General features: G+C 61.1%; 24 protein-coding genes. 2 read left to right on the top strand and 22 right to left on the bottom strand.

The genetic code is table 11. The features are described 5' to 3' along the window. Positions 1 to 161: 161 nt before the first annotated feature. Positions 162 to 872, bottom strand: coding sequence for a tRNA-uridine aminocarboxypropyltransferase (locus MUM_RS0112390; RefSeq protein WP_010170061.1), 711 nt, complete (start codon positions 870 to 872; stop codon positions 162 to 164). 206 nt (positions 873 to 1,078) lie between these two features. Between MUM_RS0112390 and MUM_RS0112395 the strand changes: the two genes are divergently transcribed. Continuing rightward, on the top strand, positions 1,079 to 1,519 hold the full coding sequence (locus tag MUM_RS0112395; RefSeq protein WP_010170062.1) for a PA3611 family quorum-sensing-regulated virulence factor: 441 nt from the start codon (positions 1,079 to 1,081) through the stop codon (positions 1,517 to 1,519). 375 nt (positions 1,520 to 1,894) lie between these two features. After that, complete coding sequence (locus tag MUM_RS0112400; RefSeq protein WP_010170063.1) at positions 1,895 to 3,004, top strand: TIGR00730 family Rossman fold protein; 1,110 nt, start codon at positions 1,895 to 1,897, stop codon at positions 3,002 to 3,004. Positions 3,005 to 3,172: 168 nt separating this feature from the next. Here the strand turns inward: MUM_RS0112400 and recX are convergent, their stop codons facing one another. From recX to MUM_RS0112505, 21 genes are all read right to left on the bottom strand, one after another. After that, the gene (recX, locus tag MUM_RS0112405) at positions 3,173 to 3,640 is read right to left on the bottom strand and encodes a recombination regulator RecX (protein ID WP_010170064.1); all 468 of its coding nucleotides are present in this window, start codon (positions 3,638 to 3,640) and stop codon (positions 3,173 to 3,175) included. 8 nt (positions 3,641 to 3,648) lie between these two features. After that, the gene (recA, locus tag MUM_RS0112410) at positions 3,649 to 4,707 is read right to left on the bottom strand and encodes a recombinase RecA (RefSeq protein WP_010170065.1); all 1,059 of its coding nucleotides are present in this window, start codon (positions 4,705 to 4,707) and stop codon (positions 3,649 to 3,651) included. An 83-nt stretch (positions 4,708 to 4,790) separates the two neighbouring features. Next, positions 4,791 to 5,291, bottom strand: coding sequence for a CinA family protein (locus MUM_RS0112415; protein WP_010170066.1), 501 nt, complete (start codon positions 5,289 to 5,291; stop codon positions 4,791 to 4,793). Positions 5,292 to 5,362: 71 nt separating this feature from the next. Beyond that, positions 5,363 to 5,854: a lysis system i-spanin subunit Rz gene (locus tag MUM_RS0112420; protein ID WP_010170067.1), complete on the bottom strand. Its 492-nt coding sequence runs from the start codon at positions 5,852 to 5,854 to the stop codon at positions 5,363 to 5,365. Continuing rightward, on the bottom strand, positions 5,842 to 6,393 hold the full coding sequence (locus MUM_RS0112425; RefSeq protein ID WP_029615865.1) for a glycoside hydrolase family 19 protein: 552 nt from the start codon (positions 6,391 to 6,393) through the stop codon (positions 5,842 to 5,844). Before MUM_RS0112425 ends, MUM_RS0112420 begins: the two co-directional genes overlap by 13 nt. Positions 6,394 to 6,410: 17 nt before the next feature. After that, positions 6,411 to 6,788 (bottom strand): phage tail assembly chaperone, encoded by a 378-nt coding sequence (locus MUM_RS0112430; protein ID WP_010170069.1) that lies wholly within the window; start codon positions 6,786 to 6,788, stop codon positions 6,411 to 6,413. Between the two features lie 9 nt (positions 6,789 to 6,797). After that, positions 6,798 to 8,012 (bottom strand): carbohydrate-binding protein, encoded by a 1,215-nt coding sequence (locus tag MUM_RS0112435; RefSeq protein WP_029615866.1) that lies wholly within the window; start codon positions 8,010 to 8,012, stop codon positions 6,798 to 6,800. 11 nt (positions 8,013 to 8,023) lie between these two features. Then, positions 8,024 to 8,623 carry a YmfQ family protein gene (locus MUM_RS0112440; protein ID WP_010170071.1) on the bottom strand — a complete coding sequence of 200 codons (600 nt, stop codon included), beginning with the start codon at positions 8,621 to 8,623 and terminating at the stop codon, positions 8,024 to 8,026. Next, the gene (locus tag MUM_RS0112445; RefSeq protein WP_010170072.1) at positions 8,611 to 9,651 is read right to left on the bottom strand and encodes a baseplate J/gp47 family protein; all 1,041 of its coding nucleotides are present in this window, start codon (positions 9,649 to 9,651) and stop codon (positions 8,611 to 8,613) included. The genes MUM_RS0112440 and MUM_RS0112445 overlap by 13 nt, the downstream gene beginning before the upstream one ends. After that, positions 9,641 to 10,039 (bottom strand): phage GP46 family protein, encoded by a 399-nt coding sequence (locus tag MUM_RS0112450; protein ID WP_010170074.1) that lies wholly within the window; start codon positions 10,037 to 10,039, stop codon positions 9,641 to 9,643. Before MUM_RS0112450 ends, MUM_RS0112445 begins: the two co-directional genes overlap by 11 nt. Further along, positions 10,039 to 10,548 (bottom strand): phage baseplate assembly protein V, encoded by a 510-nt coding sequence (locus MUM_RS0112455; protein ID WP_010170077.1) that lies wholly within the window; start codon positions 10,546 to 10,548, stop codon positions 10,039 to 10,041. Before MUM_RS0112455 ends, MUM_RS0112450 begins: the two co-directional genes overlap by 1 nt. 16 nt (positions 10,549 to 10,564) lie before the next feature. Beyond that, positions 10,565 to 11,602: a phage baseplate assembly protein gene (locus MUM_RS0112460; RefSeq protein ID WP_010170079.1), complete on the bottom strand. Its 1,038-nt coding sequence runs from the start codon at positions 11,600 to 11,602 to the stop codon at positions 10,565 to 10,567. Positions 11,603 to 11,605: 3 nt separating this feature from the next. After that, positions 11,606 to 12,844, bottom strand: a complete 1,239-nt coding sequence (locus MUM_RS0112465; RefSeq protein ID WP_010170081.1) for a DNA circularization protein — start codon at positions 12,842 to 12,844, stop codon at positions 11,606 to 11,608. Beyond that, positions 12,831 to 14,447, bottom strand: coding sequence for a hypothetical protein (locus MUM_RS0112470; RefSeq protein WP_010170083.1), 1,617 nt, complete (start codon positions 14,445 to 14,447; stop codon positions 12,831 to 12,833). Before MUM_RS0112470 ends, MUM_RS0112465 begins: the two co-directional genes overlap by 14 nt. After that, complete coding sequence (locus tag MUM_RS1000000134885) at positions 14,447 to 14,572, bottom strand: hypothetical protein (protein ID WP_010170085.1); 126 nt, start codon at positions 14,570 to 14,572, stop codon at positions 14,447 to 14,449. Before MUM_RS1000000134885 ends, MUM_RS0112470 begins: the two co-directional genes overlap by 1 nt. Before the next feature lie 5 nt (positions 14,573 to 14,577). Continuing rightward, positions 14,578 to 14,874 (bottom strand): phage tail assembly protein, encoded by a 297-nt coding sequence (locus MUM_RS0112480; RefSeq protein ID WP_010170087.1) that lies wholly within the window; start codon positions 14,872 to 14,874, stop codon positions 14,578 to 14,580. Further along, a complete protein-coding gene (locus tag MUM_RS0112485; protein WP_010170089.1) occupies positions 14,871 to 15,218 on the bottom strand; it encodes a phage tail tube protein in 348 nt (115 codons plus the stop codon). The genes MUM_RS0112480 and MUM_RS0112485 overlap by 4 nt, the downstream gene beginning before the upstream one ends. Positions 15,219 to 15,282: 64 nt before the next feature. Beyond that, complete coding sequence (locus MUM_RS0112490) at positions 15,283 to 16,779, bottom strand: phage tail sheath subtilisin-like domain-containing protein (RefSeq protein WP_010170091.1); 1,497 nt, start codon at positions 16,777 to 16,779, stop codon at positions 15,283 to 15,285. Then, positions 16,779 to 16,961: a DUF2635 domain-containing protein gene (locus MUM_RS0112495; protein ID WP_010170093.1), complete on the bottom strand. Its 183-nt coding sequence runs from the start codon at positions 16,959 to 16,961 to the stop codon at positions 16,779 to 16,781. Before MUM_RS0112495 ends, MUM_RS0112490 begins: the two co-directional genes overlap by 1 nt. After that, entirely contained in the window at positions 16,958 to 17,542 is a 585-nt protein-coding gene (locus MUM_RS0112500; RefSeq protein ID WP_010170095.1) for a phage tail terminator protein, read from the bottom strand. Before MUM_RS0112500 ends, MUM_RS0112495 begins: the two co-directional genes overlap by 4 nt. A gap of 56 nt (positions 17,543 to 17,598) precedes the next feature. Further along, positions 17,599 to 18,609, bottom strand: a complete 1,011-nt coding sequence (locus MUM_RS0112505) for a contractile injection system protein, VgrG/Pvc8 family (protein WP_010170097.1) — start codon at positions 18,607 to 18,609, stop codon at positions 17,599 to 17,601.

Below are 18,609 nucleotides of genomic sequence, written 5' to 3' on the forward strand. Positions count from 1 at the left end.
GCGCTCAACGTCAAAAAACGACGTATCCAATCTGTGACAGCGCCCCAATCGGCGCCAAGCATGCCCAGCGTAGCCTGGGTGGTCAAGCGCTACGCCCGTGGCTATTTTAGCGGGCTGCGCGTTTACGCGGCCATCATGCAAAGGTCGGCTGGCCATGACCCCTATAGATAAGGTGCAAGACGAGTATGGACGATGTCGGCCGGGTCCAGCGCCAGCTGAAACTTGGCGGCCAGGTAGTGGGTGCTGAACACGTCCAGATAAGCGTCCAGCACTTCGCTGGCGGCCAGGTCTCCGGCCAGCTCCAGGCACAGGGCGGCCACTTCGGCGGTGCAGAAGTGATCATCACGCTTGGACCGCCGCAGTTTGTAGCGCGACAATTGCTCGGGCGCCAGGCTCAGCACCGGCAAGTGCTCCAGATACGGGCTCTTGCGGAACATCTTGCGCGCCTCGCTCCAGGTACCGTCCAACAGGATGAACAGCGGGCGCTTGCCCTCCTCCAGCTTGACCTGATTGACCACTCGCTCCGGCGCCACGAATTCGCCGGGGAACACGATGTAAGGCTGCCATTGCGGGTCGGCGAGCAAGGTCAGCAACTCGGGCTCGACTTCGGTCCGCGACCAAGGGAACGCGGTGGTGTCGTTGATCACATCGGCAATCAGCCAGCCGGTGTTGCTGGGTTTCATGGGTTCTACGTCATGCATCAACAGGCACATGGCGGATTTCGCCTCGACCTTGGGCCGCCAGGCGCACAGGCAGTACTCGGGAATCACCCGGCAGCCGGGGCAGCGCTCGGCACGCGAGCCCCGCGCAACAAACGGCTTTACGGCGCGAGCCAGGCGCTGGGTGCGCAAACGGGAAACGGCATGGCTCATCGGGTGCGCCGCCGGAAAGTGGAAATCGACACGGATAGAACTCGGGAAGGCAAAAGTTGCCGCAGTTTACCAGAGGCGCCCGCGCCCACCTGCACTTCCCGGTAATACGCTGGCCGTAGTGGCAAGCGGTCACCTATAATCCCGCGCCACTGAACGCACAGCGCAGTGGCTGGTCTATGCACCAGTAACCGAATCAGGAGAGTTTCATGCTGCGTCTTATGCCACGTGTTCTAGTTCCGTCCGTCGCCCTGGCGCTGATCTTGCCCTTGGGCGCTCAAGCGGCCTCGCTGCTGGAGGCTCAACTGAACAAGAAGCTGCAAAGCGTCGCAGAGGAAAGCAACAAGGACCTGCCACGGGAAATTGACGACAAGACCCTGGAAGTGGCCTACACCGTTGAAGGCTTGCAGCTGATCGATCATCTCAGCGTACTGCCGGACCGCGCCGAACAAATGCGCGCCAATCCCAAGGCGGTGTACTTCCAGCTGGGACAAAGCGTGTGCCTGAACAAGGGTTATCGCGAGCTGATGGCCAAGGGCGCGATCATGCGCTACGACATTACCGAGAACAAAACAAACCGCCCGGTGGCGTCGGTGAAGTTCCAGGAAGCTGACTGCCCCGCACCGGCTGCCGCAAAGAAGAAAAAGTAAGCGATGCCCCCTTTCGCGCGCCGCTGACCAGCGGCGCGCAAAATGCCCCTCTGAACCCTCCGCCCTTGCCCGCTCGCGGCAGCGTCTAAACTCCCTCACAAGTGATCAATAAGCGGTTGCCAGCCAAGACTTTATAGGCTCATGATCAATTCATCCCGAAAGCCTGAAACAGCGGGTTTTCACACCGTTTTGTAACATTTTCAGGGCAAAAGAGGGTTGCCCTCCTGTGCGTGCAGTGCAAAGGTTTTTAAACATAAGGAACATACAGAACCGGTTTCGCCCACCTCGTTAAACAGAGGCAGCGACACATGCAGTGTCGTGGTCCCGACGAATTTCTCGCCGGCACCCAGGGTTCTGTGAAGAAGGAGAAGTTGAATGCCTTACGAACCGAATGAACTCCTGATCCGTCAATTTGAAGAAAACGGCACCGACCTCACGCAGCAGGTCGACGCGCAACTCCACCTGATTGCGCCCAACAGCCCAAATATCCCCCTTTATCGCGACATGATCTTCACCGTGTTGCGCATGGCCCAGGACGACCGCAGCCGCTGGAACGCCAAGATCACCCTCCAGGCGATCCGCGAACTGGACCACGCCTTCCGCGTACTCGAACAGTTCAAGGGACGCCGCAAAGTCACGGTGTTCGGCTCGGCGCGTACGCCGGTGGAGAGCCCGCTGTACGCATTGGCCCGGGAAGTGGGCGCGGTTCTGGCCCGCTCGGACCTCATGGTGATTACCGGCGGCGGCGGCGGCATCATGGCCGCTGCCCACGAAGGCGCCGGCCTGCAACATAGCCTGGGGTTCAATATCACCCTGCCGTTTGAACAGCATGCCAACCCGACCATCGATGGCACCGAGAACCTGCTGTCCTTCCACTTCTTCTTTACCCGCAAGCTGTTCTTCGTCAAGGAAGCCGACGCCCTGATCTTGTGTCCGGGCGGCTTTGGTACCCTGGATGAAGCGCTGGAAGTACTCACCCTGATCCAGACCGGCAAAAGCCCGCTGGTTCCGGTGGTACTGCTGGACGCGCCGGGTGGCAGCTTCTGGCAAGGGGCCCTGGACTTTATCCGCAGCCAGCTTGAAGCCAATCGCTACATCCTGCCCACCGACCTCAAGCTGGTGCGCCTGGTGTACAGCGCTGAAGAGGCGGTGGAAGAAATCAACCAGTTCTACGCCAACTTCCACTCCACGCGCTGGCTGAAGCGCCAGTTTGTGATTCGCATGCATCATCCGTTGAGCGACCGTGCACTCGCTCACCTGCAAGAGGCGTTTGCCAGCCTGCGGCTGAGTGGGGAGTTCCAGCAAACGGCGTACGTTGGCGAGGAGCATGACGAGCCAAGCTTCAGCCACCTGACGCGACTGGTGTTCAACTTCAATGGGCGCGATCAGGGACGGCTGCGGGAATTGGTGGATTACATCAACTTGCCGGAGAACTGGGCCCAGGCTCAGGGGAAAACGCAGCAGCGGGTGACGGAGACGGCGTGATCTGCCCCTGAAACGCAAAAAGGCCCGCTATTTTCATAGCGGGCCTTTTGGGTTGTGTCAGGTAGAACGATGCGCAGGTTGGGGCCGCTGCGCAGCCCAGCGGGAGCAAGCTCCCTCGCCACACCAAGCCTCGCAATAATCAGAGCAACCATTTACCAGGCGCAGCCTTCAGTCATCCATGTCCCGACCGCTCAACAAGCGGCTGATCATCTCCATCGAGAATCCACGGTAACTCAGGAAGCGACCTTGCTTCGCCCGCTCCCGCGCATCAATGGGCAGATGACCGGCAAACTTGCGGCGCCAGGTATCTTCCAATTGCGCCTGCCAACTAATGCCGCACTCACGCAAGGCGAGTTCAATATCAGCACGTTGCAGGCCACGCTGGCTCAGCTCTTCACGAATGCGTGCAGGGCCATAGCCGGATCGGGCTCGGTAGGAAACAAAACTTTCGAGGTAACGGGATTCCGACAGCAGCCCTTCTTCCGTCAAACGGTCAAGGGCTGTGTCGATCATCTCGGGATCTGCCCCGCGCTGCCGCAGTTTGCGCGTCAGCTCGACACGACCGTGCTCGCGCCGTGCGAGCAGGTCCATTGCAGTGCGCCTTACGGCGACGAGTGTATCCAGGACAACGGTCATCGTTTGCTTCAGATGTCAGTGTCGACTTCTTCGACTTCTTCAACCGGCTCACGATTGGCGGCAGCTTTCACGTCCGGTGCAGCGGTCAGCAGCTTGTCGCGAATCTGCTTCTCGAGCGTGGCCGCGATATCCGGGTTGTCTGCCAGGAACTTGGCCGAGTTGGCCTTGCCTTGACCGATCTTGCTGCCGTTGTAGGCATACCAGGCACCGGACTTCTCAACGAAACCGTGCAGCACGCCCAGGTCGATCATCTCGCCGTTCAGGTAGATACCCTTGCCGTAGAGGATCTGGAACTCGGCTTGACGGAACGGCGGAGCCACCTTGTTCTTCACGACTTTAACGCGGGTTTCGCTACCAACAACCTCGTCACCTTCCTTCACCGCGCCGGTACGACGGATGTCCAGACGGACCGAAGCGTAGAACTTCAGCGCGTTACCACCGGTAGTGGTTTCCGGGCTGCCGAACATCACGCCGATCTTCATCCGGATCTGGTTGATGAAGATCACCAGGCAGTTGGCATTCTTGATGTTACCGGTGATTTTACGCAGGGCCTGGGACATCAGACGGGCTTGCAGGCCCACGTGCATGTCACCCATTTCGCCTTCGATTTCAGCCTTCGGCACCAGGGCTGCCACGGAGTCGACCACGATCACGTCGATGGCGTTGGAGCGCACCAGCATGTCGGTGATTTCCAGCGCTTGCTCACCGGTGTCCGGTTGCGAAACCAGCAGGTCGTCAACGTTGACGCCCAGCTTGCCGGCGTATTCAGGATCCAGGGCGTGCTCGGCATCGACGAACGCACAGGTGGCGCCCATTTTTTGTGCCTGGGCAATCACCGACAGGGTCAGGGTGGTTTTACCGGAAGATTCAGGGCCGTAGATTTCAACGATACGGCCTTTTGGCAGGCCGCCAATGCCGAGCGCGATGTCCAGACCCAGAGAGCCAGTGGAAATAGCCGGGATCGCCTGACGGTCGTGATCGCCCATACGCATTACGGCACCCTTGCCGAATTGACGTTCGATCTGACCCAGGGCCGCAGCCAAGGCTTTCTTCTTGTTGTCGTCCATTAAAGTCCTCACGTAATCAATAAGGCCTGGCGGCCAACACCTGTATAAGTAGACAGTATTGTTCCACAAAGATCCGTGATCGCCTACCCCTGATTTTCTATTTCTGCTGCAGCTCGTCGCAACAAGCCCTCTAGCGCGGCCTTTACCGTTTGTCGGCGGACCTCGTCGCGGTTGCCGGGGAAGTGTTCGAGCTCGGCGGTAACCTCATCGCCAACCCCAAAGGCCAGCCATACGGTGCCCACCGGCTTGTCCGGCGAACCACCATCGGGGCCGGCCACGCCGCTGACCGCCACGGCAAAACGCGCGAGGCTTTTCTCCTGGGCGCCGCGGACCATGGCTTCCACCACTTCGCGGCTGACGGCACCGACTTTCGGGAACAAGGCTTCCGGCACATTCAACTGCCGGGTCTTCTGGCGATTGGAATACGTGACGTAACCGGCTTCGAACCAGGCCGAACTGCCGGGAATCCGCGTGATCGCCTCGGCGATACCGCCGCCGGTACAGGACTCGGCCGTGGTGACGTGGGCATTCAGAACCTGCAGGCGTCGGCCAAGTTCAGCGGCGAGTTGAGTAATTTCCTTCACGGTCGTCTCCTGGAGTGCGCGGGCGTTTGCCTACCCTACAGGAGCCCATGGGCCATGCAAGTTACAAGAGACTAACGCGCGACGGCCCGGACATACGCCTGGCAGGCGCGCAAGGCGATCAGTGCGTTATCGCCGTCGTCGGTGATGGCGATAATTCGTTGAGCATGCGCCGGGTCAAGTCGGGCTCGCGGGGCTGCATGAACCATGCCGCCGGGGGCGGCGGGGGCTGGCATTGTGTAGCCGTTGGCGGGGGCGCTGGCGTCGAGAAGGACTGACAACCGCACATCAGCAGTGGCCAGACGATCCCGCAGGTGAGCCTGATCACGTTGTGCATCGGAAAGCTCCCGGGCGTGTTGTTGGTCGCTGGCACTGAGTTGTTGCTCGAGTGCCAGCCGTTTGTCCTGTTCGGCCTGTTGTTGCTGGCTTTGCGCTTCCGCGTGCATAGCCTCGAGTCGCTCCAGTTGCGTGCCGTACCGCCAAGCCTGTACCTGCCATGCAACTGCCGCCGAAACCGCCAACAACAGCAAAAAGCCAAGCAGCCGGTACGACGTCAGGAAGCCCATAGCACCGCCTTTGCCCGCGCCCACAACTGCAGACGGTTTTCCAGACCATTAAGGCCGCCATTGATGCGCCGGGTGATGGTGGTGAACTGGTCGTTGTCGGCCAGCTCGTTCAAGCCATTGCTCTGCCAAAACCACGCGGCGGATTCGCACGCCCATTGCGGCTGCTCCAGCAACTCCGGTTGCTGCAACAGACGCTCATCACCGAACAGCGCCTGGCTGCACGCCAGGTAGTTGCGCCGTCCGGTGATCTGGATCAGGCCGCGGCCGCGATACTTCTGGCCGTCGCCATCGGCTTCGGGGGAGTTGCCGAGTCGGGCAGCCAGGGTGCCGGTGTCGTATTTGCTCAGGTATTGATCGCTGCCCAGTTCACGTACGTAACGCAGTTCGCCGGACTCATGGCCGATTTGGGCGAGGAAGGCGGCGATGCGTTTGGGGGTGGTGATTTGGTAGTGAGCCATGGCGGCGTTTAAAGCGGGTATAAAAACGCCGGCTCTAAGGCCGGCGCCGGGCAAAATTGCCTGAAGCTGCGAAATTTGCATAAAAACTCCGTCAGGCATTACTCCACCTGCTGTGAAATCCAGCCTGGAGCCTTTGGACGCTTGTCTATTTCAGGGAATCCCAAAGCCTGAGGCCAATCTCGAAGTTCCTGCAAATAGGCAAGCAACTCAGAAAACTGCGTGCCACTCAGCGTCGTATTCGCCGCCATATCTGCTTCATCTCGATGGCGTTCACGTAGCCACTTGATGCTCTCGATCTGAAAGTTCCGCCAATCACGCTCCAGACTCTGTGCATCAGGGCCGTCCTGGGGCGCAGGAATCCCGCCTGACTCTAACCATTGCTCATATTCGGACCAGTAACGATGAGACCGTGGAACCGTAGTTCTATCGATGATGCGTAAAACGGTGTCTGGATCATGTGTCAACTGATAGCTCATAAAACGCTCCTAAAGCTCGGCATCGGCCGCTGCGTGGATGTAATAGGACTGAGTGACCAAACCGACATCCGTGTTATCCACCCAGACAGACCGGGTTGATGCGGTATAGGTTCGCGCATTGCCGGATGAGACCAGATCACTGCCAGATCGCCATTGGCCAGGCGCTCCAGATCCAAACGCGCGGTAGAGCGTTGTGCTGGGAATAGCACGCTTCTCGACCTTGAAAGACCACTGAGTCGCTGGCTGTCCCGAAGAAGCCACCTGCCCTTGCATGACGATTGAAATCAGCGAACCCGCGGTAGAGGACGTCGAATCACCAGGTACAACATCTTGATTAAAGGTCTTCTCGTAGTAGCGCTGACAAAGTCTCAACTCCTCCCCGATGGGTCTTCGTTCAAACAGAGTAGCTACGGGCCCTTCCTCCAACTGCACCTGCGCAACGTCGATCGTTTGCAGTGCATTCAATGCAAGATCAAACTCAATCCGCAGGCAGTCGTTATCTCCAGCGCCCAACGTCTTGCCAGCAATTGACGGAACCTGAAACGTCGCCTGGCACTTCGTCCAACCATTCGTCACTTGAAACGAGTTAACCGACATAGTGGCGGGAACAGATCCACCATTGCCGAAGTACTGCGTAATCGAAAAGGTCACCCGACGCGCCGCATCACCACGAACCCAAAACGAAATCGTCGCCACTTTTCCAGCCAGCGTTCTTACTGACTCAATTTTTTGTGAAATCTTATGAGTAGTTGAACCCGAACCGGTTGTCACCTGCTGCCAACGCAAAAAAAATCGCGGTTCGTTAGGAACATCAGTCTGGCCCGGTGCGAAGCTCTGCCGAGAAATGTTCACCCCGGCAGCACCGTCCCAATCACAACGAAATCGGTCGGCAAGAAACCCGCCTACATTGGGCCCAACGTTGACCACTCCTCGTTGCCAAATATCAAACCCGCCATTGATGACCAAATTCTTGCGATAAACCTGAGCCGGAAAATTTTGCTGCGGGTCCAGCTTCGCCAATTCTTTAATCGCCAACGTCAGCTGATTATTTTGAGACTCGTTCGGCGCTAAACCGGCCGCAGTAATTGCGTTAACTATCTCCTGCGTAACCCCATTCCCCCACGCCGCCGGAATCAAACTCCCCGGTGTCCCGGTCACAGGGTTTTCATCCACAAATTTGCCATTCACCAGCCCAACGCTGGGCACACTCTTTGGATAATCCACGCTTCTACCCTCTAGTCATAATTGATGTGCACCTGCGTATGAGCAGGTGCGCTGCGATGAATCAGGCACTCCAGGGCATTCCCCGGGTTGACGCCAAACCGCTCTCCCCAATAACTCGCACCGAACCGCCGGCCCAGGTGCTGGCGGCCGCCGGTGTTGAGGGTCCACATGAAGTGCGCCTGCCAGGTGCCGAAATGCGCGGCACCGAAACGCGAGCGGCCCATGCGCGGGGCGCGATGTTCAGTGACACTGGCGTCCGGATAGCCCTGGCTGCGGGCGATTTCGATGTAGTACGCGGCGCGCTGGCTGCCCACCGCCAACAGGCGTCTACGCACCGCCAGGCGACGGTCGTCGTACAGCGGGCTCACGCCCAGGCAGGGGTCGGGCAGTTGCATCACCCTTTCCCACTCGGGCACCAGTTCGCTGACCGTCACCGGGTCCATCTCGTTTTGCAGGTCGCAGGCCCGGGCGTCGATGCGCGTGAGTTCTTCGGCGATGCCTTTGAGCACCGTCTCCAACTGCGGCACCGTCTCCAGATCCCAGGCCGGACCGCTGGGCAACAAGGCGATCAGTTGTTCTTGATACTGGCCAGCGGTCCTTACTCCAGCCATGTGATACCTCCGAACACCAGCAACTGATTCGTCGCTGCCGTAACGTCCGCCAGCGGGCTTGTCAGGTTGTGATCGGTCTCACCGGTCGCAGTGCTGATGGCTTCGGCGATATGGGTCAGCAGCAAGGTCTCACCCAGCCCCGCCTCGCGGTTGTGCAAGTCCCGCAGTTGAGCCTCAACCGCCGCCCGCACTCCGCTGGTGTCGGGTGTCAGCCGCAGCTGATAAGCCACCGGCTTCATCACGGGCGCCAACACATACACATCAGCCGTCACCGGCCGCAGTGTTTCGATATGGGCTTGCACCTGCGCCAACTGTGCTGCATTCGGGATCGGCTGCGGATCGTCATCACGCATCACGAACACCCCCACCGTCCCCGGCCCGAGGTAATTGCCGCGACACCACGCTCGGGTAATCCCGGGCACTTCGAGTGACCAGGTCTCGTAATCCTGCGCCGAACCGCCCTGGGGAATAACCCGGTAGGAACGAATCACCCGAGCCCGCAGCGACTCCAGGGTTTCCCGCCCCACACCGCCGGTCAGCCCCGGCGCCAGCACGGTAAAGGTCGAGCCGATACCTTGCAGCGGCTGCACCGCAACCAGGCTCAGCCCGGCGTCGGCATTACCCAGTGCGCCGGCATCCATCGCCTGCACCGTGGTGGTGTTGAGGCCCGCGTGGGTTGTACCGGCAGCAGTGACTTTGAAGCTGCGGCCATCACTGGCTTGCAGCAGCGTGTCCACATCCAGCACCGCGCCCGCCGCCGCGGTAAAACTCACGCTGCCAGTGGCCGCCACCGCGGCCTTGCGCGCCTGGTTCAAGCGCAACGCGGCAATGCGCTCCAGGGTGGATTCATCAGCGGTATCCGGCAGGATCTGCTCAGCGATCCAATCGAGATAACCGTACAGGCCGAACGCCGCACCACTCAGGGTACGCGCCAGAACCTGGGCATCGGACTGGCGCAGCGAGTCGCTGGCCAGGTCGCTTTGGGTGCGTTTGATCAGCACCGGCAGCGAAGGGGTTTCAAACGGCATAGATCACCTGCCAACTGTTATCAGGGTTGATGTCCAGGCGCTCGCCGTCGGCCAGGGTCAGCTGCGTACGCAGGTTGAGGCGCTGGGCGTCGAGGCGTTCACTGAGGACTTCGATGGCGCTGCAATGCCCATCGTCGATCAGCCATTGCAGGGCTTCGCGGGCATAGAATTCGGCGTCCAGTTGCGTCTGGCGGGTCAGCTTGACCCGGCGCAGCAGCCACAGCCTTGAGCCGATACGGTCGTCGGCCACGCTGGGAAAACTGTCGCCCCACCAGCCGAAGCGCTCGTCATCGTCAACGGCATCGTCCGGCGCGGCACGGCGCCAGGTGAACAGGCTGATCAGCACCGAACGGGTCAGGGCATTTTTCAGGTTGTCGGAGACAAACATCACTGGCCTCCCGCCGGCGCGCCGGTCTGGCCATTGCCGGGCTGTACGCCCACATGCACGTGCCGGATCTGGCTGATACCGCCGGCAATCTGGTCGCCCTGGGAGATGATCTTGCCGCTCTGGGTCAGGGTCGGCGTATCGATGTTCACGGCGCTGCTGGCGCGGATGTTCAGAGTGGCGGTTTCAATGTCGATCACCCGCCCGCGCTTGAAGTGAACCTTGTCGCCTTCGTCGGTGTAGATCGCCACTTCACCCGGTGCCAGGGACTGCAACCGATAGCGACGGTCCGCTACCACCAGCACGATGGCGTGGGAGCGGTCGCCGCCCAGGAACGTGGCGATGCCTTCAGCACCTGCCAACGGGTTGCTGGTAAAACCGTAGGGTTCGAAGTGTTCCATGTCGTCGTTCACTTCGCCTGCGGTCAGGCGCATTTGCAGCGATTGCAGCTTGGTGGCCGAGTGGGCGAGCACGACAGTGCCGCGCGCCAGCAGGCGAGTCAGTAGGCTCATGGAAATTCCTTGGGGGTTAAGCAGAGGGCAACGGATTGGCATCAAAGGTGGACGGCGGCGCCACCTGCAGGGTGGTGATCGAACCTTGCTCGGAAAGCGAATAAGTAATCCTGGAGATCAGCAGGTCCTGGTCGAAACCCAGCACCGGATCGATCACTCGCACCAACAGGTTGTGGCGCCACAGATCGCCGTTGGACTGCCGCCAGCCTTGCACGGTGTAGGTGGTAGTCAGGGCCTTCCCAGTGCGAGTAGCACGCTCCCAGTCGGCGCGTTGCTGGGCCAGCTCAGGCGTCAACTGCGTCGGTTCGCTGATCAACGTGACGCGTTTTCGCGTGGCGTTTTCATCCCGGGAAATGCCTGAAACCTCACTCACCGCCGTCGCGCTTTTCTGATCATCGCCCTTGTGCTGGCCGATGACCCGGTACTCGGAAAACACCGAGCCAAAGTCCCTCGGAGCATTCGCTGAAAGGATGTTCTTGCCCAGCTCCAGGCTGTCATTCGCACGCCCTGCACTGCCGGGCAACGCCAACACCAGGCGTCCGTCCGCGTCGTCGGTAGAGAACACCCGATACAACGTCAGCAAGCGGTCGATGGATTGAAATACCGTCTCACCGGGCACGATGCTGTGGGTATGCAAACGGGTGGTCTCGGCAATCTCGCTGAGCACCTCGACGCCATAGCTAGCCGTCAGTGCACGCACGATACTCAGCACACTTTGCCCGCGCCACTGGCCGGGCTGGTTGATCGCGGCGCAGTCCACCAGGTCCTGGGTCAGCGAACCGCCCTCGATACTCAGGCTGATCTGTTTGCCGTCATAGCTGACCGGCACCTTGAACACAAAGCCGGTGAGCACCAGGTCGCAACCGATCCGTACCTGGCAGCGGGCACCCGGTTTGATTGGCACCGCCAGGGTTTGCCCGGGCCATTGCCAGGTGATGTTGAGGGTGAAGGTGCGAAACTGGCGTTCCAGGTCGGCGCTGATTTCGACGCTTTTCCAGCCGCCATAGTCCAGGCCATCAACCGTCAGCGTGACGGCATTGTCCAACTCGTTCATGGATTACTCCCTGACCACTTGCAGATCGGCAGGCGGCAGGAAGCCCGGATGGGCCACCCGATTGCGCTGCACCACCTCGCCCACTCGCGTCGCATCACCAAAGCGCTGATAGGCCAGCACCAGGGCCGGCATGCTGCGCATCGGTGTCAGGTTGACCAGCCGAACGCCGGACGAGGCCACTGCCGTCAGGTGAGTGAACATCTGTTGGCGCAGGTCGTTCAGCGCCACGTAGTGCCCGGCGTCGGCCTTGAGTGCGGACTGCCACATGGCCTCGTTCAGAAGGTCACGCAGCACCAGCACATCGTCAGCCACCGGCACCTCACGGCGCTGCACCGGCTGTGCCGCCTGTTGCGCCAGAGACGGCGTGGTGCTCAGGGTCACCGGTTTGGTCGCCACCGGTACGTCCGCCAGCCAATGGGCGATCTTCACCCACAACGCATCCTGTACGAGGTTGGCAGTAGCCTGCACTGCCGCGACGCTGTCCTTGCCGGTGGTCAGCTTCGGCACATCGATGTTGCGCGCCGCTTCCACCTGCTGCGAGAGGTTGGCCAACATGCCGCGGTAGCCCGTGCGGGCAAACGCCTTCAGCTCCTTCACATCGCCGAGCAGGCCCTTGAACTCGGCGCTCAACTCCTTGGGCACTTCCTTGATGGCTTTGACCAAGGCATTCAGGTCGCCATACAACTGAATCAGTGGGGCAAACTGCTGCTCAATCACCTGGTAAACCTCTGCCAGGCCATTGCGCAACGCCTGGATGCCCACGCGCGCCTGTTTCACCAGCGCGACGGCCTGCTCAAAACGCAGTACTGCCGAACCCAGCAGACTGTCAGCCGACACCAGCAACAACTGGCGGGTATTGACCGCCGCAGTAGGAAACTTCAAAGGCTCGTCGGGATAGAACTTCAGGGCAAATGTCACCAACCCGCCATCCTGACGGGTCTGGGTCATTTCGCACTCGCCGACCTTGACCTGCAACCTTCCCAGCCAAGGGTGCACCAGCTCGCCGGCGCCCTCCTCCAGGGCCTTGAGCAACTTGTCGCGCTGCTCCAGGCAATCCTCGCCCACCACAAACGCCGTCAGCTCATGCACCCTGGACTGTTGGCCGAGCCCTTCAAAGAACGGCAGGTCGCGCTGAGGGTATTCGTGCAGCTGGCCCTTCTTGCCAACCGGGACTTTCGCCTGGTCGACCCAAAACCCGACGCCACGAAACGACGCCGGCAACAAACGATCACGCCAGCTCATTGGAGCCTCCAAGGGACAGGGAACGGTAGCCGACACGCGGGGTGACGCTCAGGCCGGGCTGGTTGGTTGTGGGTTGGTCGACCCGCAGGCCAGCCGGGGCATTCTCGAAGCTCACCCGCAGGTCGCCATTAAGCTGCGTGCGGTTGTTGGCGGCGGTTTGTTGCAGCAGCGAACTGGAGCTGGACGCCAGCGGCGAGATCAACTCAGGCCCCTTGCGAAACCAGGATGGATTACGCGCACTTTCGGCATTGCGCGCCTGCTGCTCGGTGGTCAACTCCACCACACTGCCGGTAGCCCGGTTGATCGCTTCACCCAGCCCGCCATCAAACAGCTTGCGAATCGGCGCAGTGATCACCGCAAGCTTCTCCGACAACTCGGTGAACCAACTCAGTACCGGCGCCCACATGGCTTCGAGCTGTTCCATCGGATGCCAATCGTCGAACAGGCCACTCAACACCACAAAGGCATCCCGGGCCTGCCACTTGATATCGCTCCAGATCGAGGCGAATGCACCGGTGACGGCGCCCCAGACGGCAGTAATCTTGTCCAGGGGTGACCAGTCGAAATAACTGCTGACGACGGTAAAGGCCGCCAGCGCGGTGAGCTTGAAGTCACTCCAGATCGCCGCAAACACCTCGCTGATCACGCCCCAGTTGGCAATGATTTGCCCCAAGGGTGACCAACTGAACAGGCTCTTCATGAACTCGACCACCGGCACGCTGAGCGCCTTGAGCAAGTCCCAAAGCGCGGCAAAAAAACCGCTCAACGGCGTCCAGTTGTCGACGACCAACCCGATCGGCGACCAGGAAAACAGCGTCTTGAAAAAGCCGATCACCGGCTGCGCTGCCACCTTCAGCGACGTCCACAGCCCCGCAAAAAAACCGCTGATCGGCCCCCACAGGCGCATCAGTTGTTCCAGCGGACGAAACGCAAAGACCGTCTGAAAAAACTCACCCAGGGTTCCAATCGCCGACATCACGCGCTCGCCAAGCCCGACAAAAAACGCCGATATCGGCTTCCAGTTGGCGACGACCAATCCCGCGGCCACCGCAATGCCGACGGCAACCAGCACAATCGGATTGGCGCTGAGCACCAGTTGCATCAAGCCCAGTGCCTGAGACACGCCGGTGACGGCCGCCTGTATCGCGGTAAACGCCACCGCGCCGGCAGCAAGGCCCTGCACCAGTTGCGGATTTTCAGTGAGCACCTGGGCCACCGACGCCAGCAACGGCTCCAGCCCGACTACCACCGCCGTAACGGCCGGCAACAGCGCAGTACCAAAAGCCACCGAGACCTTGTCCAGCGACGCGTTGAAATCCTTCATCCCCTGCGCCGCCGCTTCGGTAACGCCCTGCCCCACGGCGGCACCCACCCCGCCGACCTCAGCCTTGAACGCCAACGCCGATTTGATACCGCTGACAAACGGCGCCGCCAGCCCTCCGCCTTTCACCAAACCAGCGATGTCCAGCTTGCCGAGACCGGTCTGTTCCAGGTTCTGCCGGAAGCGCCCGACGGTGGCCTGCAACGCAGCAAGCTTGGGCGACAGCTGGTCGATGCCGGTCAGGCGCACGGCGGTACTTTCTACTTTCTGAGCTTCTGCCATCACTGCACCTGCTGCATCGCATTGATCCGTTGCGCATGCTCCAGGGATTCCCGGAGCGTATCCAAAGGCCTGGCCAGCATCTGTTCGGGGTCAACCTTCCAGAACCAGGCCAGGTCATAGGCCACCGCAATCAGCTCGGCGACGGAGCCTGCGCCGCACTCATGAAAAAACCGGCGACGGCCCAGCTCAGCGCGTTGAAGTCCACCAGGTCGAGTTGGTTGACCGACGACGGCGGAATACCCGCGCACACCGCGATGTACTTGGCGGCCACGTCGAGGTCCAGACTCACGTCTTCGCCCTTGTCGATCTTGTACGGCAGCGCCTTGATCGCCCGCACTTCCTGCACCGTCGGGCGGCGCAGGGTGAGTTCGGCCAGCGGCTCGCCGTGGGCCTCGATGGCCACTTGCAGCTTCACCGTATCGCTCATTGCCAGGTCCCCTTGATGCCTTCGAATTTCAGCTCGATCACGGCGTCGTCGCCCTTGGCCACCGGTTCTTCCACCAGGTAGGCACCGGCCAGCACGTAGACTTTGCCGTTGTTGAATTCGCAGGTGACGGTCATGTCGGTGCCCGCGATCAGCTGCTTGAGCGGAAAGTCCGGCGTGTGCAGTGCGGTGACTTTGAAGGACGGGGTGATGTCGGTTTCCTTATAGAAACCCGGCACCACAGTTTCCCGTTTGACGGCCATCAACGGTGCTTCGCAGCCGCCGTTGATGGTCAGTTGAGCGCCGTCCACTTTGACGTAGCAGGTGCCCGCAATCAGTTGACCCATGATGTTTCTCCCAAAAATAAGCCCGCACGCGGCGGGCTGGAATCAGTTGCGAAAAGCGCGGGGGTTACACCGCCGCGTCGTACTGCAAACGGAACTGGTTGAGCAGCGCAAACACCCGCAGCCCATTGACGTAATCGGGCGGGAACAGCACGTTGACCCGGCTTGGGTCCTGGCTGTCACGCTCGACAATCAGGTGCTCGGCGAACAGTTCGGCGTTCTCCACATGGCCTTCCAGTTCCAGCTTGGCGTACTGGGCGATCAGCTCACCGCGAATAGTGCTCGGGGTCACGATCGGCTGGCCGGCGCCAAAGCGCGTGCCGTCAGCCGCGAGTTTGTGGCGCCCGTACTTACTGGTGATCACGCTTTGCAGGCGGCGCACGATAAAGGCCGACTGGTGCAGGGTTTCGCTGTCCAGGTAGGAGTTGTCCGCCTGGCCGAAGGCGTTCTTCTGGTAGGTGGTGATCGCCCGCTGAATGCGCACGTAGCCGCCTTCGTAGTAAGCCGTGGCGATACCGTAGTTGAGCAGTGATTGGCGCTCGGTCAGGGTGAAACGCTCGCTGGCGTCGGCCGGGTCGAGGCCTGGCAGGCTGCCGCTTTGGGTCGGACGGCTGGCGTCGGCGGAGATAAACACCGCGGTGCGCGCGGCCAACGCCGCTGCCTGAACCCAGAACGGTTGCGGCACACCCGGCTCCATGGCCTGGATGGTCACGTGCTGGTCGTTACGCCCTTGCCCGGCGGCCACCAGAGTACCGATGGTGCCGCGCTTGGCCGTGTAGACGTGGCCGAACAGTTGCTTGGCCCAGGACCAGCGACCGCTGTTGTCATCCATCACCGCTTGCCAGGCGTTGAGGCTGGTGGTGTCGGCCCAGGGCATGCAGATGAATTCAAACGGCTCGTCGCCCAGTGCCGCCAGCGCTGCGAGTTGGTCCGGTACACCAGCGCCCGCCGCCATTTTGCCGAGGACGGCGGTCAGGCCGTCGGGAATTTGCTCGCCGTTGCTCTGGCCCAAACGGTTGAGTTGCAGGCTGATGTCGTTACCACTCTCACCGGTCCATTTGGCGGTCAGGGTGACGGTGCCTTCGGCGGCTACCGCACTGACCGGCAGGTCGGCGCTGGCGTTGATTTTCAGCGCCAGGGCGGTGGCGGCAACGGCCGCCGTGGCGCCATTGATCACGGTCGCTTGAACCCGGGTGCCGCCGACGTACAGGCTGAGAACACCACCCTGGGTGGCGGCACCGCTCAGCTTGAGATCGGCCTTGGCCGCACTGCCTTCGGTGCTGTGCAGCGGCAGGCACCAGATCTCGCCCACCGGGTCACTCTTGCGGAACGTCTCGTACATCGACGCCAGCATCGAACCCTGGCCGCCGATACGCTTGGCCATCGCCGCGCTGGACACCAGCACCAGGCTGCCGATTTCCGGGCTGGTGACGTTGTCGTTGACCTGAGCCACGATCAGCCGGCGCAAGGCCGAAGACGCGCTATTGGCCGCCGAATTGTCCATCTCGGCGTAGAACAGCGGCACACGAATGTCCGCCGGAATATGACTGAATCCAATCGCCATTATTTGGCTCCCTGTGGTTTTGCCGCCTTGACGGCTTTGGTGGTGATGTCGCCATCGGCCAGACGTCGACGCCACCAGGCGTTGTCCGGGACTTCGCGACCTTCGGCCGGCAACAGATCGCCCGCCTCCGGGTCAGGTACGGCACGGCCAGAAACCGGCAGTACGGTGATGCGTTTGCTCATGGTTTTACCTCGGCAGAAAAGGTCATTTCCAGGCGCCCGTCGGGGCCTGGGCGTTGCAGATTGGGGTCGGCCGGGTCGATGGCATCGACCCGCACCGTCACCCCGGTGAAGGACGGCAGAGCGTCCAGCTCAAGCTCGGGCCAGGTTTCGGCTGGCTGCGTGCTGAGGTTGCGTCCCAGTTGGAACTCGGCGAAAAAGCGCAGCCGGTAGAGCCCGCGGGTTTTCGTCAACAGCAGCCAGTCGCCGCCTTCGTACTGGATGGGTTCGTAGAAACGCTCGGGCCTGAAGCCCACCAGGGCACGCCAGACTTCGGCGCGCAGGGCGTGGAGTTGGTCCATCGCCATGGCTTGTTGGCCGTCTGCCAGATCGAGTACCAGCACCACGCCGAAATGCTCGCGCAGGGTTTGCCGGCTGGTGTTTTGCGAACTGTTCAAGGTGGCCTCGTCAGTGATCGGCGTGACGACCGCAGCGGGTGCACCGGGCAGGGTTTGCAGGGCATCGAGATCAAGGCCGGCATGGATCTGTTGGTTGAAGCCTTGGCAGTGATCCCGCAGGTGAGTCAGTAACGGGGTGATCTTCATGGGTTCACCGGGCAATAAAAAACCCGCTCGGGAGCGGGTTTGGTTGAGGGGGGCGGCTAGACAGACAACCCGCCAGCAACAATCGAACTTCGATACCCCGTCGCCGGATCGCCAACGTGGGTCACCTTGGTAATCGACCAGCGCCCCTGCATATACGAAGGCCAGGTTTCATCCAGCAGCAATAACCCTTCGGCGGACAGCAGCGGATTGCCGGGGCAATCGATCAGCAACTGCAAATTTTCACGCCCGACGCGGCGCAGCTCACCTTCGGCCACGGCGCGCGCTTCCACTTCGTTCTGGCAGCGCTGGCGCAGCGTCTTAAACGGGGCATTCCCGACCTGGACCACGCGCTGTTTGCCCGCCGCCGCATCCCACCAGGTGACGCGGCTACCCTCGTATTTCGCCCGGGATTTCTCATCGAGCCTGGCGGTGATAAAGGACTGATCACCGGGGCGGTTGTCCTGCGTCACCGAGAGTTTTACGTCAGGCAGCTGTTGACCGGAGAGCGTCTTGACCTGGCCACTTTCGGCCAGCACATACAGCTCATTGATCGGCTTGCTGACGGCGCAGTAGCGCTTGGCGAGGCGAGTGATAAAGGCCATGTCGCTTTCGTTGGACTGGTCGATATGGGAAATCACAATCCCTTCCAAAGACGGCGCAACACGCGGTGAATAGCCGTGACGGCCCACCAGTTGGCGAAACAACGCCCCCAGGGTCGTCGGCCCATAACTGGCAGACCGACGCTGGCGGTAGCCTGTTTTGTCGACCACGCTGAAGGGCGCCGCCGTGGCGACGATCATCAGGCGCATGGGGAACAGCACCGGGGTTCGCTGGGTGACGACGAACTCGCCTTTTTCCACCAGCCCCGATTCCTGGTACCCGACTCGCAAGCCGATTTTTCCACTGAGACTCGGCAGGCCTTCAAGGCCCTCGATATTGAGGGTCAGTTCAAGTCGGTCGGACTCAATGCCCCCGGCGTCGGTGTGGCTCCAGTGCATCAGGCGTTGATTGAGTAGCGCCGCGTTGGCGCCATAAAACTCCACGATCGGGGTAAATCCCTGGGCCAT

Source organism: Pseudomonas sp. PAMC 25886 (assembly GCF_000242655.1).
GTDB lineage: Bacteria > Pseudomonadota > Gammaproteobacteria > Pseudomonadales > Pseudomonadaceae > Aquipseudomonas.

Excerpts from the sequence above, each read along its gene's own strand:
- MUM_RS0112390 (WP_010170061.1), bottom strand. The coding sequence starts at position 872 with ATGAGCCATGCCGTTTCCCGTTTGCGCACCCAGCGCCTGGCTCGCGCC.
- MUM_RS0112395 (WP_010170062.1), top strand. The coding sequence starts at position 1,079 with ATGCTGCGTCTTATGCCACGTGTTCTAGTTCCGTCCGTCGCCCTGGCG.
- MUM_RS0112400 (WP_010170063.1), top strand. The coding sequence starts at position 1,895 with ATGCCTTACGAACCGAATGAACTCCTGATCCGTCAATTTGAAGAAAAC.
- recX (WP_010170064.1), bottom strand. The coding sequence starts at position 3,640 with ATGACCGTTGTCCTGGATACACTCGTCGCCGTAAGGCGCACTGCAATG.
- recA (WP_010170065.1), bottom strand. The coding sequence starts at position 4,707 with ATGGACGACAACAAGAAGAAAGCCTTGGCTGCGGCCCTGGGTCAGATC.
- MUM_RS0112420 (WP_010170067.1), bottom strand. The coding sequence starts at position 5,854 with ATGGGCTTCCTGACGTCGTACCGGCTGCTTGGCTTTTTGCTGTTGTTG.
- MUM_RS0112425 (WP_029615865.1), bottom strand. The coding sequence starts at position 6,393 with ATGCAAATTTCGCAGCTTCAGGCAATTTTGCCCGGCGCCGGCCTTAGA.
- MUM_RS0112430 (WP_010170069.1), bottom strand. The coding sequence starts at position 6,788 with ATGAGCTATCAGTTGACACATGATCCAGACACCGTTTTACGCATCATC.
- MUM_RS0112440 (WP_010170071.1), bottom strand. The coding sequence starts at position 8,623 with ATGGCTGGAGTAAGGACCGCTGGCCAGTATCAAGAACAACTGATCGCC.
- MUM_RS0112445 (WP_010170072.1), bottom strand. The coding sequence starts at position 9,651 with ATGCCGTTTGAAACCCCTTCGCTGCCGGTGCTGATCAAACGCACCCAA.
- MUM_RS0112450 (WP_010170074.1), bottom strand. The coding sequence starts at position 10,039 with ATGTTTGTCTCCGACAACCTGAAAAATGCCCTGACCCGTTCGGTGCTG.
- MUM_RS0112455 (WP_010170077.1), bottom strand. The coding sequence starts at position 10,548 with ATGAGCCTACTGACTCGCCTGCTGGCGCGCGGCACTGTCGTGCTCGCC.
- MUM_RS0112460 (WP_010170079.1), bottom strand. The coding sequence starts at position 11,602 with ATGAACGAGTTGGACAATGCCGTCACGCTGACGGTTGATGGCCTGGAC.
- MUM_RS0112465 (WP_010170081.1), bottom strand. The coding sequence starts at position 12,844 with ATGAGCTGGCGTGATCGTTTGTTGCCGGCGTCGTTTCGTGGCGTCGGG.
- MUM_RS0112470 (WP_010170083.1), bottom strand. The coding sequence starts at position 14,447 with ATGGCAGAAGCTCAGAAAGTAGAAAGTACCGCCGTGCGCCTGACCGGC.
- MUM_RS0112480 (WP_010170087.1), bottom strand. The coding sequence starts at position 14,874 with ATGAGCGATACGGTGAAGCTGCAAGTGGCCATCGAGGCCCACGGCGAG.
- MUM_RS0112485 (WP_010170089.1), bottom strand. The coding sequence starts at position 15,218 with ATGGGTCAACTGATTGCGGGCACCTGCTACGTCAAAGTGGACGGCGCT.
- MUM_RS0112490 (WP_010170091.1), bottom strand. The coding sequence starts at position 16,779 with ATGGCGATTGGATTCAGTCATATTCCGGCGGACATTCGTGTGCCGCTG.
- MUM_RS0112495 (WP_010170093.1), bottom strand. The coding sequence starts at position 16,961 with ATGAGCAAACGCATCACCGTACTGCCGGTTTCTGGCCGTGCCGTACCT.
- MUM_RS0112500 (WP_010170095.1), bottom strand. The coding sequence starts at position 17,542 with ATGAAGATCACCCCGTTACTGACTCACCTGCGGGATCACTGCCAAGGC.
- MUM_RS0112505 (WP_010170097.1), bottom strand. The coding sequence starts at position 18,609 with ATGGCCCAGGGATTTACCCCGATCGTGGAGTTTTATGGCGCCAACGCG.